This window comes from Streptomyces sp. MUSC 14 (assembly GCF_001866675.1).
In the GTDB taxonomy this organism is placed as follows: Bacteria; Actinomycetota; Actinomycetes; order Streptomycetales; family Streptomycetaceae; genus Streptomyces.
Genome location: NZ_MLYN01000028.1, coordinates 178,826 through 194,248 on the forward strand (window position 1 = coordinate 178,826; position 15,423 = coordinate 194,248).

General features: G+C 71.9%; 17 protein-coding genes. 9 read left to right on the forward strand and 8 right to left on the reverse strand.

Annotation, left to right across the window (positions count from 1 at the left end; all coding sequences use genetic code 11):
- Positions 1–137: 137 nt before the first annotated feature.
- From BIV25_RS19405 to BIV25_RS19425, 5 genes are all read right to left on the reverse strand, one after another.
- Positions 138–1,052: a 2-hydroxy-3-oxopropionate reductase gene (locus BIV25_RS19405; RefSeq protein ID WP_071373603.1), complete on the reverse strand. Its 915-nt coding sequence runs from the start codon at positions 1,050–1,052 to the stop codon at positions 138–140.
- Between the two features lie 43 nt (positions 1,053–1,095).
- Positions 1,096–1,935 carry a TIM barrel protein gene (locus BIV25_RS19410; protein ID WP_071373604.1) on the reverse strand — a complete coding sequence of 280 codons (840 nt, stop codon included), beginning with the start codon at positions 1,933–1,935 and terminating at the stop codon, positions 1,096–1,098.
- Between the two features lie 514 nt (positions 1,936–2,449).
- On the reverse strand, positions 2,450–3,835 hold the full coding sequence (locus BIV25_RS19415; RefSeq protein WP_071373605.1) for a DHA2 family efflux MFS transporter permease subunit: 1,386 nt from the start codon (positions 3,833–3,835) through the stop codon (positions 2,450–2,452).
- A gap of 12 nt (positions 3,836–3,847) precedes the next feature.
- On the reverse strand, positions 3,848–4,666 hold the full coding sequence (locus BIV25_RS19420; RefSeq protein WP_071373606.1) for an alpha/beta fold hydrolase: 819 nt from the start codon (positions 4,664–4,666) through the stop codon (positions 3,848–3,850).
- Positions 4,667–4,716: 50 nt separating this feature from the next.
- Positions 4,717–5,175: a cupin domain-containing protein gene (locus BIV25_RS19425; protein ID WP_071373607.1), complete on the reverse strand. Its 459-nt coding sequence runs from the start codon at positions 5,173–5,175 to the stop codon at positions 4,717–4,719.
- A 157-nt stretch (positions 5,176–5,332) separates the two neighbouring features.
- On the opposite strand from BIV25_RS19425, the gene BIV25_RS19430 reads away from it, so the two are divergent.
- The 9 genes from BIV25_RS19430 to BIV25_RS19470 all read left to right on the forward strand — a co-directional run bounded on the left by BIV25_RS19430 (position 5,333) and on the right by BIV25_RS19470 (position 13,326).
- Positions 5,333–5,944, forward strand: a complete 612-nt coding sequence (locus BIV25_RS19430; protein WP_071373608.1) for a TetR/AcrR family transcriptional regulator — start codon at positions 5,333–5,335, stop codon at positions 5,942–5,944.
- A gap of 229 nt (positions 5,945–6,173) precedes the next feature.
- Positions 6,174–6,437 carry a hypothetical protein gene (locus tag BIV25_RS19435; protein WP_071373609.1) on the forward strand — a complete coding sequence of 88 codons (264 nt, stop codon included), beginning with the start codon at positions 6,174–6,176 and terminating at the stop codon, positions 6,435–6,437.
- The gene (locus tag BIV25_RS19440; protein ID WP_071373610.1) at positions 6,434–6,796 is read left to right on the forward strand and encodes a helix-turn-helix domain-containing protein; all 363 of its coding nucleotides are present in this window, start codon (positions 6,434–6,436) and stop codon (positions 6,794–6,796) included. Before BIV25_RS19435 ends, BIV25_RS19440 begins: the two co-directional genes overlap by 4 nt.
- 123 nt (positions 6,797–6,919) lie before the next feature.
- The gene (uraD, locus tag BIV25_RS19445; RefSeq protein WP_071373611.1) at positions 6,920–7,432 is read left to right on the forward strand and encodes a 2-oxo-4-hydroxy-4-carboxy-5-ureidoimidazoline decarboxylase; all 513 of its coding nucleotides are present in this window, start codon (positions 6,920–6,922) and stop codon (positions 7,430–7,432) included.
- A gap of 4 nt (positions 7,433–7,436) precedes the next feature.
- Entirely contained in the window at positions 7,437–7,844 is a 408-nt protein-coding gene (uraH, locus tag BIV25_RS19450; RefSeq protein ID WP_071373612.1) for a hydroxyisourate hydrolase, read from the forward strand.
- Positions 7,845–7,847: 3 nt separating this feature from the next.
- Complete coding sequence (gene pucL / locus BIV25_RS19455; protein WP_071373613.1) at positions 7,848–8,780, forward strand: factor-independent urate hydroxylase; 933 nt, start codon at positions 7,848–7,850, stop codon at positions 8,778–8,780.
- Between the two features lie 66 nt (positions 8,781–8,846).
- Positions 8,847–10,259 (forward strand): nucleobase:cation symporter-2 family protein, encoded by a 1,413-nt coding sequence (locus tag BIV25_RS19460; protein ID WP_071373614.1) that lies wholly within the window; start codon positions 8,847–8,849, stop codon positions 10,257–10,259.
- An 82-nt stretch (positions 10,260–10,341) separates the two neighbouring features.
- On the forward strand, positions 10,342–11,727 hold the full coding sequence (locus tag BIV25_RS19465) for an 8-oxoguanine deaminase (protein ID WP_071373615.1): 1,386 nt from the start codon (positions 10,342–10,344) through the stop codon (positions 11,725–11,727).
- 219 nt (positions 11,728–11,946) lie between these two features.
- A complete protein-coding gene (locus BIV25_RS19470) occupies positions 11,947–13,326 on the forward strand; it encodes a nucleobase:cation symporter-2 family protein (RefSeq protein WP_071373616.1) in 1,380 nt (459 codons plus the stop codon).
- A gap of 292 nt (positions 13,327–13,618) precedes the next feature.
- On the opposite strand, the gene BIV25_RS19475 is transcribed toward BIV25_RS19470, so the two are convergent.
- From BIV25_RS19475 to BIV25_RS19485, 3 genes are all read right to left on the reverse strand, one after another.
- Positions 13,619–14,041: a thioesterase family protein gene (locus tag BIV25_RS19475; RefSeq protein ID WP_071373617.1), complete on the reverse strand. Its 423-nt coding sequence runs from the start codon at positions 14,039–14,041 to the stop codon at positions 13,619–13,621.
- A 52-nt stretch (positions 14,042–14,093) separates the two neighbouring features.
- Positions 14,094–14,729, reverse strand: a complete 636-nt coding sequence (locus tag BIV25_RS19480; RefSeq protein WP_071373618.1) for a hypothetical protein — start codon at positions 14,727–14,729, stop codon at positions 14,094–14,096.
- A 69-nt stretch (positions 14,730–14,798) separates the two neighbouring features.
- A complete protein-coding gene (locus BIV25_RS19485; protein WP_071373619.1) occupies positions 14,799–15,398 on the reverse strand; it encodes a histidine phosphatase family protein in 600 nt (199 codons plus the stop codon).
- Between the last annotated feature and the right edge of the window lie 25 nt (positions 15,399–15,423).

The window sequence follows — 15,423 nt, forward strand, 5'->3', positions numbered from 1 at the left end:
GGAGCCTAAGTTCGGGCTCTCTGGGCGTCAACAGTTTGTTGAAGCTCGGGGCGGCGGAATGTGTTCCGGGCCGCGGCGGCGCCTGGGCGCGACAGGACAGGTGTCAGCGCCGCCGCGGCCCGGAAGTCTCGGGAGCGTCAGACCTGGGCGCCGGAGAGGCGCTCCACGGCCCGCAGCAGGGCCGAGTGGTCCAGGCCGCCGTCGCCCTGGGCGCGCAGCGAGGCGACCAGCTGGGCGACCACGGCACCGACCGGCAGGGCCGCGCCGACGTTGCGGGCGGCGTCCGTGACGATGCCCATGTCCTTGTGGTGCAGGTCGATACGGAAGCCCGGCTTGAAGTCGCGGTTCAGGAAGTTGTCCTTCTTGCGCGTCAGCACGGTCGAGCCGGCCAGGCCGCCGTTGAGGACGTCCAGGGCGGCCGCGAGGTCCACGCCCGACTTCTCCAGGAAGACCACGGCCTCGGCGCACGCCTGGATGTTCACGGCGACGATCAGCTGGTTGGCCGCCTTCACGGTCTGGCCGGATCCGTGCGGGCCGCACAGCACGATGGTCCTGCCGAGCGCCTCGAAGATCGGCTTGGCCTCGTCGAAGTCGGCCTGCGTGCCGCCGACCATGATCGACAGTACGGCCTCGATCGCGCCGGCCTCGCCGCCGGACACCGGGGCGTCGAGCACCCGGATGCCCTTGTCCCCGGCGGCCTTCGCCAGGTCCACGGAGGTCTGCGGGGTGATCGAGGACATGTCGATCAGCAGGGCGCCCTGCCGCGCGTTCTCCAGGATGCCGTCGGGGCCGTAGGAGATGGCCTCGACCTGCGGGGACGCGGGCACCATCGTGACGATCACGTCGGCGTCGCGCACGGCCGCGGCGATCGAGGGGGCCGCGGTGCCGCCGGCGGCGGCCAGACGGTCCAGCTTGTCCTGCTCCAGGGTGAAGCCGGTGACGTCGTAACCCGCCTTGATCAGGTTCTCGGACATGGGGGAGCCCATGATGCCGAGGCCGATCCAGGCGATCGCAGGGCGGGCCGGGCGGGAAACGTCTGCGAGGTTGCTCATGATGGGGGTGCCTCTCTCAACTACCGTGGAAAGTCAGGGGGGTTCAGCGGGCGGCGCGGGCCTCGCGCGGGAGCCAGTCGAAGGCCTCGGCGCTCGGACGGTCGCCCGGCTTGTACTCCAGGCCGACCCAGCCGTCGTAACCGGCCTTGCCCAGCTGGTCGAGCAGCTCCTCCAGCGGGAGCGAACCCGTCCCCGGGGCGCCGCGGCCGGGGTTGTCGGCGATCTGCACATGGCCGGTCTTCGCCGCGTACCGCTCGATCACCGAGGGCAGGTCCTCGCCGTTCATGGACAGGTGGTAAAGGTCCATCAGGAACGTCGCGTTCCCGAGGCCCGTCGCCTCGTTGACCTTGTCCACGATCTCGATCGCCCGGGGCGCGCTCACGATCGGGCACTTCGGCGACTCGGGCTGGTTGAGGGCCTCGATCAGGATCGTCCCGCCGACCCGGCCGACGGCCCGGGCCGCGAGGACCAGGTTCTCCAGGGCGAGCGCGTCCTGCTCGGCCGGGTCCACGCCGTCGACGCGGTTGCCGTACAGGGCGTTGAACGTCGTGCAGCCCAGGGACTGGCCGAAGGCGACGGCCACGTCGATGTTGGCGCGGAACCGGTCCGACTCCGCACCCGGGACCGACAGGGCGCCGCGGTCCGGGCCCGGCAGCTGTCCGGCGTAGAAGTTCAGGCCCGTGAGCTGGACGCCCGCGTCCTCGATCGCCTTCTTCAGGGCATCGAGCTCGGCCTGCTCGGGGGTGGGGGAGTCGACCCAGGGCCACCACAGCTCGACCGCCGTGAAGCCCGCCGCGGCAGCCGCCGCGGGGCGCTCCAGGAGCGGGAGTTCCGTGAAGAGGATCGACAGGTTGACGTTGAAGCGCTGGTCTGCGAATCCCATTGGGGGCCGCGCTCCCTTCCGTGATCGACGTCGCCGAGCTTCCGTATTCCGTATTATGGAAGTTCATTTCTGCGTAATGGAAGATTGCCGTCGGGTGTCGATGCTTGTCAAGGGGGGCCGGCCACCGGGCGCCCGAAAAGCCCTGTGCCGAGCGGTGCGGGCGGAGGTGCGGCGTCAGCCGACGTGCGGATCGAAGTCGCTCACGTACCAGGCGCCGCCGATCCTGGTGGACTCCGTCTTCACGTCCGGTTGCCCCGGCTTGCGGGGCTTCCTGACGGTCTCCGGCGACTTCCGTACCCTCGGCGATCGCGGTGACCCATGCGGCGGCCGCGCCCTCGTCCGTCGACTCGCGGGCGGCCGGAGGGCGTCGAGGCCGCCGTCGGCCCGCCGGCCGTCGCCTTCTCGTGCGCGCCGGAGTCCGTGCCCGTCGAGCAGCCCGTGATCCCCGTGACGGCCGCCGGCAGCGCGGCCCCGGCGATCCGGCGAACGGCTTTGATCCGGCAGCCCTGCGACATCACGTGTGCACCCGTTCCGTGGTCACTGCGGTGGCGGCGGCCCGGCGCCCGGTGGTGGCGGCGCCGAGGACGAGGACGGCCGCTCCACAGCCGGCGATGATCCACCAGGCGGCCGTGCCCGACCCGGCGGCGACCGCGGCGCCGATCACCGCGATGCCGAGCGAGGAGCCGATCTGACGGCTGGTCGCGGCGATGGCGGCGGCGACCCCGGCCTGGGCGCGTGGCATGCCGGACACCGCCGTGTAGGTGATCGGCGCGTTGACGAAGCCGAACCCGAGGCCGAACAGCAGGTACGTGAGGGAGAGGAGGGTGCCCGAGGGGTGGGCGGAGCGGGTGGCGGCGACGGCCAGCAGACCGCTGGCGGTGATGCCGGCCCCCGCGACGAGCAGGGGAGTGCGCGGGCCGCGGCTGCCCACGATCCGCCCGGACAGCGGCGGGCACACCAGGGACAGGGCGGCCATCGGCAGCAGGTGCAGCCCGGCGTCCAGCGCGCTCATTCCCAACTCCCTTTGCAGATAAAGGGTGTTGGTGAACAGAAAGCCGCCGAGCGCGGCGAAGGCGAGGACCGCTGTCGCGGTGGCCCCGCTGAAGGACGCGCTGCGAAAGAGCCGCGGCTCGATCAGCGGCTCGGTGCGCCGGTTCTCGTACGGGACGAAGGCGGCGAGCGCGCATGCCGCGACGATCAGGCAGGCCACGATCGGTGGCGCGGTCCAGCCCTCGCCGGGTGCCTCGATGACGGCGTACGTCAGTGCGCCGAGCAGGACGATCAGCAGGAACTGCCCCACCGGGTCCGCCCGCCGGGCGCGTGGTGCGCGGGACTCCGGCACGAACAGCGCGGCGAGGGCGAGCGCGGCCAGCCCGATCGGCACGTTCAGCCAGAACACCGACCGCCACCCGGCCGATGCGACCAGTACGCCGCCGAGCACCGGTCCGGCCGCCATGCTGAGGCCGACGATGCCGCCCCAGACGCCGATGGCCCGTGCGCGCTCGCGGGGCTCGGTGAACGTGTTGGTGAGGATGGCCATGGCGACGGGCGTGAGCATGCTGCCGCCCGCCGCCTGCACCATCCGGAAGACCACCAGCCAGCCGGTCGAGGGTGCCAGGCTGCACAGCGCCGACCCGGCGGTGAACAGCACGAGACCGAGCTGGAAGATCCGACGGCGTCCCACCCGGTCGGCGGTGGCACCGGCCGGGGTCAGCAGCGAGGCGAGGACGAGGGTGTAGGCGTCGAGTGTCCATTGCAGGCCGGAGACCGAGGAGTGCAGGTCCCGCTGCATCGAGGGCAGCGCGACGTTGAGGATGCTGACGTCGAGACCGGCCAGCAGCACGCTCAGGCAGCAGACGGCCAGGACGGGCACGCGCCGCCCGCGTCGGGGGACGGGCATGGGGTCCCCCGCTCAGTCGCCCGGCCGGTCGGTGGCGTAGGCCTCGGCGAAGTCCCAGACGACGGGGAGGAGTTGCCCGGGGGACTCGACCTGGGGCATGTGACCGGTGCGGTGCAGGAGCTGGAACCGGGCCTTCGGGACGGCTGCCGCGAACGCCCGTCCGTAGTCGGCGTCGGCGACCCGGTCGCTCTCGCCCCACGCGACGAGGACCGGGTGCGTGACCTTGGCCAGACGCTCGCGCAGGGTGGGGTCGGCCATCGTGTGCGGGCCCGAATAGACCTGCAGCGTGGCCCGGTTGGCGGCCGCGACCGCACGCTGCGCCTCAGAGAACGTGCTCGGGTCCACGGCGAACTTCGCGGGCTCGTGGAAGGCCAGGGCGGACAGTTCGGCGGGCGTCAGGGTGGCGGGGTCGGCGACCGGGTGGCCGGGCACGTGGATGCCCACGGCGTTGACGAGGACGACGCTGCCGACCCGCTCGCTGCGGAGCAGGGCGATCTCGGCGGCGATCCAGCCGCCTATGGAGTTGCCGACGACGGTGACGTCGCTCAGGCCGAGTTCGTCCAGCAGTCGTACGTAGAGCTCGGCGAGGGCAGGGACGTCGGCCAGCCCCTCGGGCCGGGCGGTGCCGCCGAAACCGGGGTGGACCGGGGTGACGACCCGGGCCGGCCGCTGCTCGGCGAGGAGCCCGGCGAAGGCGGCGACGGTCTGCGGACCGCCTCCGCCGTGCAGCAGCAGGAAGGGGTGACCCTCGCCCCGCTCGTCGACGGTGAGGTCGACGCCGAGGCCGCCGGAGCCGTGGGCGAGGGTGACGGTGCGTGTGGTGCTGGTCATGGAGGACTCCACATCGGTTGCTGGCGTGGGTGGTTGGTGAGACCGGGCCGTCACGCGTACTCGGTGGCGGGCACGGTGGCGTAGCGGCTCATCACCTGGACGGTCGCCTCGGGGGTCGGCTCCCGGCCGCCGGCGATCATGTCCCGCAGGTCGCGGAAGTACTGCACGTACAGGTCGGGCGTGAAGGTGTTGAGCATCACCGCCGGCTCGTCGCCGTGGTTGGCGAAGGTGTGCGGGGCGCCGGGCGGGATCATCGCGAGCGTGCCGGCCGGTGCGACGTGCGTCGTCTCGCCGACGGTGAAGTGCACGGTGCCGGAGACGACGTAGAAGCCCTCGTCGTGCTGGGCGTGCCGGTGCTGCGGCGGTCCTTCGGCGTGCGGGGCGAGGGTGATCTCGCCGATCCCGATCCGGTGGCCGGTGGTGCTGCCGTCCTCCAGGATGCGGATCTGTGCCGGTCCCAGGCGGATCGTCTCGCCGCCGTCCGGGCCGACCACGGAAGCCTGTGTCATTGCGGTCCCCTTCGTGAGAGCCAACTCTCAGGAAGGAGAGTAGAGGGTTGACTCTCTTCGTGCAAGTGCACTCTCATGACGAGTGTCCACAGTGATAAAGTGGTCGTGCACGGAGACGGGCAGGGAACACGGGACGAGCGGGAGAGGGGGCGCACCGATGGCGACGCCGATCGACACCGGCCGCAGCAATCAGAAGAGGCGCACGCGGGCTGCGATCGTCGAAGCCGCGAGTGGCCTCATCGCCGCGGGCGGCGAGGTGAGCATGCCCGCGGTCGCGCGCGCGGCCATGGTCTCCGAGCCCACCGCCTACCGGTACTTCCCCGACCTCCCCTCGCTGATCAGCGAGGCCCTGGCCGGCGCCTGGCCGCCCCCCGCCGAGGCGCTCGCCCCGGTCGCGGACTGCGCCGACCCCGTCGAACGGGTCGCCTTCGCCTGCGAGTTCCTGCTGCGCGGCATACTCCGGCGCCAGGGGGCGGTGCGCGCCATGATCGCGGCCACCGTCGCCCGTCCCGCGGCGGCGGCCGAGCGGCCCGGGATCCGCTTCGGGCTGATCGACCACGCGCTCGCCCCCCTGGAGGAGACGCTGGCGGCGACGGACCCCGAGGCCTTCGCCCAGCTGAAGCGGGACCTCGCCGTGGTCGTCGGCGCCGAAGCCCTCTTCACCCTCACCGACCTGTGCGGCCTCGCCCCCGACGACGCCGTCGCGAGCGCGGTACGGACCGCGACGACGCTGACCGCAGCCGCGGTGCGCACGGCCGGGCAGGGGTGAGCCGGGCCGGTGCTCCGCGGAATGTGCATCCGCACGCACCGCGTACCGCCGCCCTGTCGGCTAGGGTCGCCTCGTGACGGACGGACCGGCGCCGTCACGTGAATCGGATCGGCCTGCGGCAGCCCGCGACCGTGGCGCAGTCGGTCGCTGTGTCCTCGGTGTGCCCCGATGTGCCCGCGCGCTGGGTGATCCGGGTAAAAGCGCAGGTCAGAAGCTCTTTAGGGGTACTGTGCGATTGAGAGTGGAGTTCACGACCGAACCCTTCGACCTGGACGAGGCGCCCGCGCACGCCCTGGCGGCGCGGGAGGTCATCGAGACGGCCGAGCTGGACGCCGTCGACGTCGGCCCGTTCGGCAACACGGCCGAGGGCGGTGCGGACCGCGTCCTGACGGCCGTGGACGCGCTGCTGCGCAGGAGCCTGAAGGCCGGCGCCACCCGGGTCTCGCTCCAGGTCAACGTGATCGACGACGGGCTCGGGGAGGGCGGTAGATGAGCGGCGACGAGCCCTTCATCGCGGCCGTGAAGCCGCTGGTGGACGCGATGGGCGGGGAGATCCTGCCGCCGGACGAGGCGAGGGACGAGGACGTCGTCCTCGCCTGGGAGGGCGTCGACGTCGTCGCCGTACGCCTGCCCCAGCTCGCCGACTCCCTCGACCACATCCTGGCGGCCATGGAGCGCCGGCGGGGGCGGCCGCTGGCCGAGCTGGACCGCAAGGCCAAACAGGAGGTCGTACGGACCCTGGAGGCGCGCGGCGCGTTCGCCGTCCGGCACGGGGTGGAGACGGTGGCCGGCGCGCTCGGCGTCAGCCGGTTCACCGTCTACAACTACCTCAACCGGGACAAGGGTGCGTAGTGCACTGAAGCGGCGCGCCTGTTACGCGGAATTTTCAACAAAGTGTTGACGTGACGTTTCCGAGGGCGTTCACTATCGGCAGCCCGTTCAGCACGAAGGCCGTTTCCGGCCACGGAGGCTCCCGTGACGACGACTTCCACGCCCCCGGGTCTGGCCCGGTTCAACGACCTGGAGGAACGCGAGGCCCTCGCCGCCCTCCACGAGGCGTGCGCCTCCGCCGAGTGGGGCCGGCGCATCAGCGCCGCCCGCCCGTACGCCACCACCGACGACCTGTACGCCGCCAGCGACGCCGCCATGGCCGAGCTGAGCGGCGAGGACCTCGCGGAGGCGATGGCGGGACACCCGCCGATCGGGCGCCCCAAGCCGGGCGACCCGACCTCCGCCCGCGAGCAGCGCGGCATGGCCGGCGCCTCGGACGGCCTCAAGGCCGAGATGCTCGACCTCAACCTGGCCTACCAGGAGAAGTTCGGCCACGTCTTCCTGATCTGCGCCACCGGCCGGACCGGTGAGCAGATGCGCGACGCGGTCAAGGAGCGCATCGGGAACGCGCCGGAGCAGGAACGGGAGATCGTCCGCACCGAGCTGGGCAAGATCAACCGTATCCGCCTGGCCCGACTCGTCGAAGAGGACGCCTGACACCATGAGCACCAGCACCACCGCCTCCGTGTCCACGCACATCCTGGACACCTCGGCCGGCCGCCCCGCCGAGGGCGTCGCCGTCCAGCTCTTCGCCCGCAGCGGCAGGAGCGCGGACTGGCAGGCGCTCGGCGGCTCCGCGACCGACGCGGACGGGCGGTGCAAGGACCTGCCGGCCCTGCCGGAGGGAACCACCCACGTACGGCTCGACTTCGCCGTCGAGCCGTACTTCGAAGAGAAGACCGCGAACCAGCAAGCCGATGCGTTGCAGGACGCCCCCGCGAATCGGGACAGCGGACGCGGCGTGTTCTTCCCGGAGGTGGCGATCACGTTCGCCGTCGTGCCGGGCGAGCATTACCACGTGCCGCTGCTGCTCAACCCGTTCGGCTACTCCGTTTACCGAGGGAGCTAGCTCATGCCGACCATCCTGGGACAGAACCAGTACGGCAAGGCCGAGAACCGAGTCGTCAAGATCACGCGGGACGGCGCCACCCATCACATCAAGGACCTCAACGTCTCCGTCGCGCTGAGCGGCGACATGGAGGAGGTCCACTACTCCGGCTCCAACGCCAACGTCCTGCCGACCGACACCACCAAGAACACGGTGTTCGCGTTCGCCAAGGAGCACGGGATCGAGTCCGCCGAGCAGTTCGGCATCCACCTCGCCCGCCACTTCGTCACCTCGCAGGAGCCGATCCAGCGCGCCCGGATCCGGATCGAGGAGTACGCCTGGGAGCGGATCGCGACCTCCGACGCCAACTCGAAGTTCATCGGCGCCGACGACGTCAAGCACTCCTTCGTGCGCAAGGGCCAGGAGACCCGCGTCTCCCAGATCACCTACGACGGTGAGAAGTGGGAGGTCATCTCCGGCCTGAAGGACCTGACCGTGATGAACTCGACCAACTCCGAGTTCTGGGGCTACGTCAAGGACAAGTACACCACCCTCCAGGAGGCGTACGACCGCATCCTCGCGACGTCGGTCTCCGGCCGCTGGCGGTTCAACTGGACCGACGACGAGCAGAAGATGCCCCACTGGGAGAAGTCCTACGAGCAGGTGAAGAAGCACATGCTGCACGCCTTCGCCGAGACCTACTCGCTCTCCCTGCAGCAGACGATGTACCAGATGGGCTCGCGCATCATCAACAACCGCAGCGAGATCGACGAGGTCCGCTTCTCCCTGCCCAACAAGCACCACTTCCTGGTGGACCTGGAGCCGTTCGGCCTGAAGAACGATACCGCCGACGGGGCCGTCTACTTCGCCGCCGACCGCCCCTACGGCCTCATCGAGGCCACCATCCTGCGGGACGGCTGTGAGGCCCGTATCCCGGTCGACATGACCAACCTCTGACGCGGGACGCGTGCTCCCGGCCCGGCCACCTGACGGCCGGGGGCACGCCACACCGGAGGGAACGAAATGGCTCAGCCTGCGAAGGGGCCCGACACAGCCCCGTGTTCCACCCCGCCGGCGCACACCGAGGACGCCGTCACGTCCGTGCACCCGGTGGACGAAAAGCTCCACCCCACGCGGCTCGTCCCCGCCGCACTCCAGCACATCGCCGCCATGTACGCGGGCGTGGTCACTCCTCCGCTCATCATCGGCCAGGCCTGCGGACTCGACATCGCGGCCCGCACCCGGCTGATCGCCGCCAGCCTGCTCATCGCGGGTGTCGCGACCCTCCTGCAGACCCTCGGTGTCAAGGGTTTCGTCGGCAACCGGCTGCCCTTCGTCAACGCGGCCTCCTCGGCCGGCATCGCCCCGATCCTCGCGATCGCCGAGACCAACGCCAAGGGGCACCAACTCCCCGCCGTCTACGGCGCGGTGATCGTCGCCGGTGCCTTCTGCCTCGCCGTCGGCCCGTTCTTCGGACGGCTGCTGCGCTTCTTCCCGCCGCTCGTCACCGGCGTCGTCATCACCCTGATCGGCGTCACCCTGATGCCCGTCCCGGTGAGCTGGGCGCAGGGCGGCGACAAGACCGCCCCGGACTTCGGCGCCATGAGCCACCTCGCGCTCGCCGGGTTCACCCTCGGTGTCATCCTGCTGATCCAGCGCTTCGGCCGCGGCTTCGTCAAGCAGGTCGCGCTGCTCTTCGGGCTGCTCATCGGCACCCTGGCCGCGATCCCGTTCGGCATGGCCGACTTCAGTGCCCTGAAGTCCGCGCCGGTCGCCGCGCTGCCGGCACCGTTCGCCTTCGGCGCCCCCGAGTTCCAGCCCGCCGCCGTCCTGTCGCTGTGCATCGTGATGCTGGTCCTGATGACCGAGTCCAGCGCCGGCATGCTCGCCCTCGGCGAGATCTGCGACCGCCGCACCGACGCGCGGACCCTCACCCGCGGCCTGCGCACCGACGGCATCGCCACCCTGCTCGGCCCGGTCTTCGGCGGCTTCCCCACCTCCGCCTTCGCACAGAACGTCGGCGTGGTCTCGCTGACCCGGGTGCGCAGCCGCTACGTCGTCGCCGTGGCCGGCGGCGCCCTGCTGGTCCTCGGCGCCTTCCCGGTGCTCGGCGCCGTCGTCTCCCTGGTGCCGATGCCGGTCCTCGGCGGCGCGGGCATCGTCCTGTTCGGCTCGATCGCGGTCAGCGGCATCCGTACGCTGTCGGAGGCGGGCCTCGACGACAGCTCCAACATCATCCTGGTCGCCGTCGCGCTCGGCGCGGGCATCATCCCGCTGGCCGCGCCGACCTTCTACGCCGGCTTCCCGGCCTGGGCGCAGACCGTGCTCGGCTCCGGCATCAGCGCGGGCGCCCTCGTCGCCGTCCTGCTCAACCTGTTCTTCCACCATCTCGGCACCCGGAGCGGCGGACCCGCCCCGGCACTCAAATCCTCCTAGGGTCCTGCCGTGCCCTCCCCGTGGACACCCCACCGTTCACGGGCAGCCACTGAAATCCGCCACTGAAAGACAGGGAAGCACCATGGCACCATCGGCAGCCCAGCGCATCGTCATCGAGAACTGCGCGATCGCGACCGTGGACGCGGGCGACACCGAGTACGCCTCCGGGTACCTCGTCCTCGCCGGCAACCGGATCGAGTCGGTCGGCGCGGGCCGGGCCCCCCAGGGACTGGAGAACGTGGTACGCCGGATCGACGCGAGCGGCCACCTGGCCACGCCCGGTCTGGTCAACACCCACCACCACTTCTACCAGTGGATCACCCGGGGCCTGGCCACCGATCACAACCTGTTCAACTGGCTCGTCGCGCTCTACCCCACCTGGGCGCGCATCGACGAGCGGATGACGTACGCGGCCGCGCAGGGCTCCCTCGCCACGCTGGCCCGCGGCGGTGTCACCACCGCCATGGACCACCACTACGTCTTCCCGCACGGCTCCGGCGACCTGTCCGGCTCCATCGTCCGGGCCGCCGCCGAGACGGGCGTCCGCTTCACGCTGGCCCGCGGCTCGATGGACCGCAGCGAGAAGGACGGCGGGCTGCCGCCGGACTTCGCCGTCGAGACGCTGGAGGGGGCGCTCGCCGCCACCGAGGAGACCGTCAAGCAGCACCACGACGCCTCCTTCGACGCCATGACCCAGGTGGCCGTCGCCCCCTGCTCGCCGTTCTCCGTCTCTACCGAACTCATGCGTGACGGCGCCGAGTTGGCCCGCCGCCTCGGCGTACGGCTGCACACCCACGGCTCGGAGACCGTGGAGGAGGAGAAGTTCTGCCACGAGCTGTTCGGCATGGGCCCGACCGACTACTTCGAGTCCACCGGCTGGCTCGGCGAGGACGTGTGGATGGCGCACTGCGTCCACATGAACGACTCCGACATCGCCGCCTTCGCCCGCACGAAGACCGGTGTCGCCCACTGCCCCTCCTCCAACGCCCGCCTCGCCGCCGGGATCGCCCGGGTCCCGGACATGCTCGCGGCCGGTGTCCCGGTCGGCCTCGGCGTCGACGGCACCGCGTCCAACGAGTCCGGCGAACTCCACACCGAACTGCGCAACGCCCTGCTGATCAACCGCCTCGGCGCGCACCGCGAGGCCGCCCTCAACGCCCGCCAGGCGCTGCGGCTCGGCACCCACGGCGGTGCCCAGGTGCTCGGCCGCGCCGACCAGATCGGCTCGCTGGAACCCGGCAAGCTGGCCGACGTGGTGCTGTGGAAGATGGACACCCTCGCCCACGCCTCCATCGCCGACCCGGTCACCGCGCTGGTCTTCGGCGCGGCGGCCCCGGTCACCGCGTCCTTCGTCAACGGCGAGCAGATCGTGGCGGACGGCCGCCTGGTCACCGTCGACGAGGACAGCATTGCCCGCTCCACCCGCGAGGAGGCCCAGCGCCTCGCCCGGATCGCCGCCCAGGGCTGATCCCCTTCGGACTCCGGCCAGGAGGGACGGCTCCCGGCCGGGCCCGTGAACCCGAGCGGGGTTCACGGAAGCCGTTCCGGGACGGGTGCGCCCGCACCCGCCCCGGAACGGTCACCCACTCCCCACTGTTCACCCCCGTCACGGTCCCGCACGACCACACGCACCACCTCCCTGAAACCCACGTCGACGACGACGTGTTAACCGCCCGGAGGAGCCGCCGTGGCCGCCCAACCTGCCGCCCATCCCGTCGACGAGAAACTCCCCGCCCTGAAACTGGCGACCAGTGGCCTTCAGCACGTGGCCGCCATGTACGCGGGGGTCGTCGCACCTCCCCTGATCGTCGGTGCGGCCGTAGGCCTGTCCGGCACCGACCTCACCTTCCTCACCGGCGCCTGCCTGTTCACGGCGGGGCTCGCCACCTTCCTCCAGACCCTCGGCTTCTGGAAGATCGGCGCCCGGCTGCCCTTCGTCAACGGCGTCACCTTCGCCGGAGTCGCCCCGATGACCGCCATCGTCGCCTCCGCCAAGGACAAGTCCGACGCCCTGCCGATGATCTTCGGCGCGGTCATCGTCGCCGGTCTGCTCGGCTTCCTCGCCGCCCCTTTCTTCAGCAAGGCCGTCCGCTTCTTCCCGCCCGTCGTCACCGGCTCGGTCATCACCCTGATCGGCGTCTCCCTGCTGCCCGTCGCCTTCGGCTGGGCCCAGGGCCCGAACCCCGCCGCGCACGACTACGGCTCGACGACCTACCTCACCCTCGCCGGCCTCACCCTGCTGCTCGTCCTGCTCCTGCGCCGCTTCACCCGGGGCTTCGTCAAACAGATCGCGGTGCTGCTCGGCCTGATCCTCGGCACGCTCATCGCGATACCGTTCGGCGTCACCGACTTCACCCCCGTCACCAAGGCGGCCGTCGTCGGCTTCCCGACCCCGTTCCACTTCGGCGCCCCCACCTTCCACCTCGCGGCCATCCTGTCGATGTGCGTGGTGATGGTCGTCTCCATGACCGAGTCCACCGCCGACATGCTCGCCCTCGGCGAGATCGTCGAGCGCCCCTCGGACGAGAAGGTCATCGCGGCCGGCCTGCGCGCCGACACCCTCGGCTCCGCGCTCAGCCCGTTCTTCAACGGTTTCATGTGCAGCGCGTTCGCGCAGAACATCGGCCTCGTCGCCATGACGCGGATCCGCAGCCGCTTCGTGGTCGCCGTGGGCGGCGGCTTCCTGGTCCTGATGGGCCTGTGCCCGATGGCCGCCTCGCTGATCGCCGTCGTACCCCGCCCCGTCCTCGGCGGCGCCGGCGTCGTCCTGTTCGGCTCGGTCGCCGCGAGCGGCATCCAGACCCTGGTCCGGGCCGGCCTGGAGAAGGACAACAACGTCCTGATCGTCGCCGTGTCCCTCGCCGTCGGCATCATCCCGATCACCGCGCCCGGCTTCTACCACGCCTTCCCCGAGACCGCGAAGATCGTCCTGGACTCGGGCATCTCCACCGGCTGTGTGACGGCGGTGATCCTCAACCTCCTCTTCAACCATCTCGGCAAGGGCCGGGAGGCCGAGGACGTCACCCACCCGATGGAGGCGGGAGCGGAACTCAGCCCCGCGCACTGACCGGCGCCGCGCTCGTCCTCACCCACGCGCCCGGCAGGCTGTCAGGGACGGCAGCCTGCCGGTGAAGTACGAGCGCGGCGGCACCCCCGTCAGGGCGCGGCAGCCGGACGTCATGTGCGACCGGCCGAAGCAGCCGGTGGCGGCGGCCAGCTGTGACCACGGCGCGTCGCCGGCCCGGGTCACGACCGTGCGGACGCGGTCGACGCGGGTGCAGTGCTGGGGAAGACCCCGGCCCCCTCGGTGAACAGCTCGCGCAACTGCCGTTCGCTGACCGCGAGTTCCCGGACCACCTCTACAGGCCGAACAGGGCGAGGTCCGTCGTCAGTTCCTCGAACACCGTGCGCGGGTCGGCGACCAGCTTGCGCTCCTTGAGGTCCAGCAGCCCGCCCACCGCGCTGACCTCGGCCGCCAGGGTGCCGTCGGTCTTGCGGACCTCCTGCACGATCCGGAAGGTCTTGCCGCCGCTCCACTCGAACGCGCAGGTCACGTCGACCTCGTCGCCGGCGAGCAGCTCGCGCCGGAAGCGGATGGTCGTCTCCAGCGCGACCGGGCCCACCCCCCGGCCCACGAGCCGGGCCTGGCTGATCCCGGCCGCCTGGAGCAGCGACCAGCGGGCGTGCTCGGCGTAGTTGAGGTACACGGACTGGTTGAGGTGCCCCTGCGTGTCGGTCTCGTAGCCTCGGACGGTCACACGGACGGAAAACGGTTCGGCCACTGCCTGCCCTTCCTCGCGGTCGAGTTGCGGTCCGTCGATCCTGGCACGCCGCTCACACCCGGCGCGGCGAGGCCAGCAGATACCGGGTCCCGGTCCGCGGCTCGGTGTACTCGCCCGGCTGCCAGCCCGCGCGCTCCAGCGTGGCCGCGCAGGCCGCCAGGGCCTGGGCGTCCGGCGCGTACACGGCGACGGCCTCCGGCTGCGGGGTCGCCCGCACCCGGTAGCCGTCCGTCTGTCCGCCCGCCGGACGGTGCCCGGCCGCCTCCAGCGCGAGCGCCGCGGCCCGCACGAGATGCGCCCGCTCCCAGCCGCACGGCCGGTCCACCGCGCCGTCGGCGTTGGTCATCCGGCGCAGCTCCAGCAGCCCCTGCCACGCGCTGTGCACCTCCCGCGCCCGCTCCGGCCCCGCCCCGGCCGCCTCGTCCGCGCCGCCGGCCCGCGCCGCGAACACCCCCGCGCCGGCCGCCGGTCGCCCGGCCGGTTCAGCAGCCGGAGTCTCGTTTGCCGCCTCGCGTATCCGATGCCCCGCCGGGGTCAGGAAGTGCTCGTGCGGCGGCCTCGGATGGCGGAACACCAGCCCGCGCCGCACCAGCGCCGCGAGCTGGTGTTCCGTCCCCCGCACCCGCCCCGTGACCGGGTCGGCCCCGTCGATCACCCGCCGCTGCGCGGCACTCGGCGCTCGGGTCACAGCCGTACTCCTTCCCTGCCTGTGCAGAGTACGGCGCGGCTCTGACAACGGGCCCCGGCCCGCCGCCCGCTACTCCCGCGGCCGGATGTTCCACCCCGCCACCACCGGCCGGCCGTGCTCCGTGCCCAGCCGGCACAGTGCGCCCGTCGCCAGCTGGAAGAGGGCGCCCTGCTGGGGCGGCAGGCCCAGGCGGCGGGCGGTGAGGACGCGCAGGAAGTGACCGTGGGCGATGAGGACGACGACCCCCTCGGTGTTGCAGAGCGCCGCGTCGGCCCTGGCCAGCATCCGGTCGGCGCGCTCGCCCACCTGCTCCGGGGTCTCGCCCGGGTGCTCCGGCGGCCCCGGCGCGACCCCGTCGGTGAACAGGAACCAGCCGGGCCGGGTCCGCTGGATCTCCACGGTGGTCACGCCCTCGTAGCCGCCGTAGTCCCATTCGCGCAGGTCGGTGTCGACCCGGGCGTCGGGTACGCCGATGAGTTCGGCGGTCTCCCGGGCCCGCTGGAGCGGGCTGACGAAGGCCGCGCCGATCCGGTGCGAGCGGACCAGCGGAACCAGCCGGCGTGCCTCCTCCCGGCCGTGCTCGGTGAGGGGTACGTCGGTCCAGCCGGTGTGCCGTCCGGAGCGCGACCACTCGGTCTCGCCGTGCCGGACGAGAAAGAGGTCACTCACGCGCGCGCCCTTCCCGCTCTCCTGC

Bases quoted from the DNA above. Each gene is read 5' to 3' on its own strand.
- BIV25_RS19405 (WP_071373603.1), bottom strand. From the start codon at position 1,052: ATGAGCAACCTCGCAGACGTTTCCCGCCCGGCCCGCCCTGCGATCGCC.
- pucL (WP_071373613.1), top strand. From the start codon at position 7,848: ATGCCGACCATCCTGGGACAGAACCAGTACGGCAAGGCCGAGAACCGA.
- BIV25_RS19430 (WP_071373608.1), top strand. From the start codon at position 5,333: ATGGCGACGCCGATCGACACCGGCCGCAGCAATCAGAAGAGGCGCACG.
- BIV25_RS19425 (WP_071373607.1), bottom strand. From the start codon at position 5,175: ATGACACAGGCTTCCGTGGTCGGCCCGGACGGCGGCGAGACGATCCGC.
- BIV25_RS19415 (WP_071373605.1), bottom strand. From the start codon at position 3,835: ATGCCCGTCCCCCGACGCGGGCGGCGCGTGCCCGTCCTGGCCGTCTGC.
- BIV25_RS19440 (WP_071373610.1), top strand. From the start codon at position 6,434: ATGAGCGGCGACGAGCCCTTCATCGCGGCCGTGAAGCCGCTGGTGGAC.
- BIV25_RS19420 (WP_071373606.1), bottom strand. From the start codon at position 4,666: ATGACCAGCACCACACGCACCGTCACCCTCGCCCACGGCTCCGGCGGC.
- BIV25_RS19410 (WP_071373604.1), bottom strand. From the start codon at position 1,935: ATGGGATTCGCAGACCAGCGCTTCAACGTCAACCTGTCGATCCTCTTC.
- BIV25_RS19465 (WP_071373615.1), top strand. From the start codon at position 10,342: ATGGCACCATCGGCAGCCCAGCGCATCGTCATCGAGAACTGCGCGATC.
- BIV25_RS19460 (WP_071373614.1), top strand. From the start codon at position 8,847: ATGGCTCAGCCTGCGAAGGGGCCCGACACAGCCCCGTGTTCCACCCCG.
- uraH (WP_071373612.1), top strand. From the start codon at position 7,437: ATGAGCACCAGCACCACCGCCTCCGTGTCCACGCACATCCTGGACACC.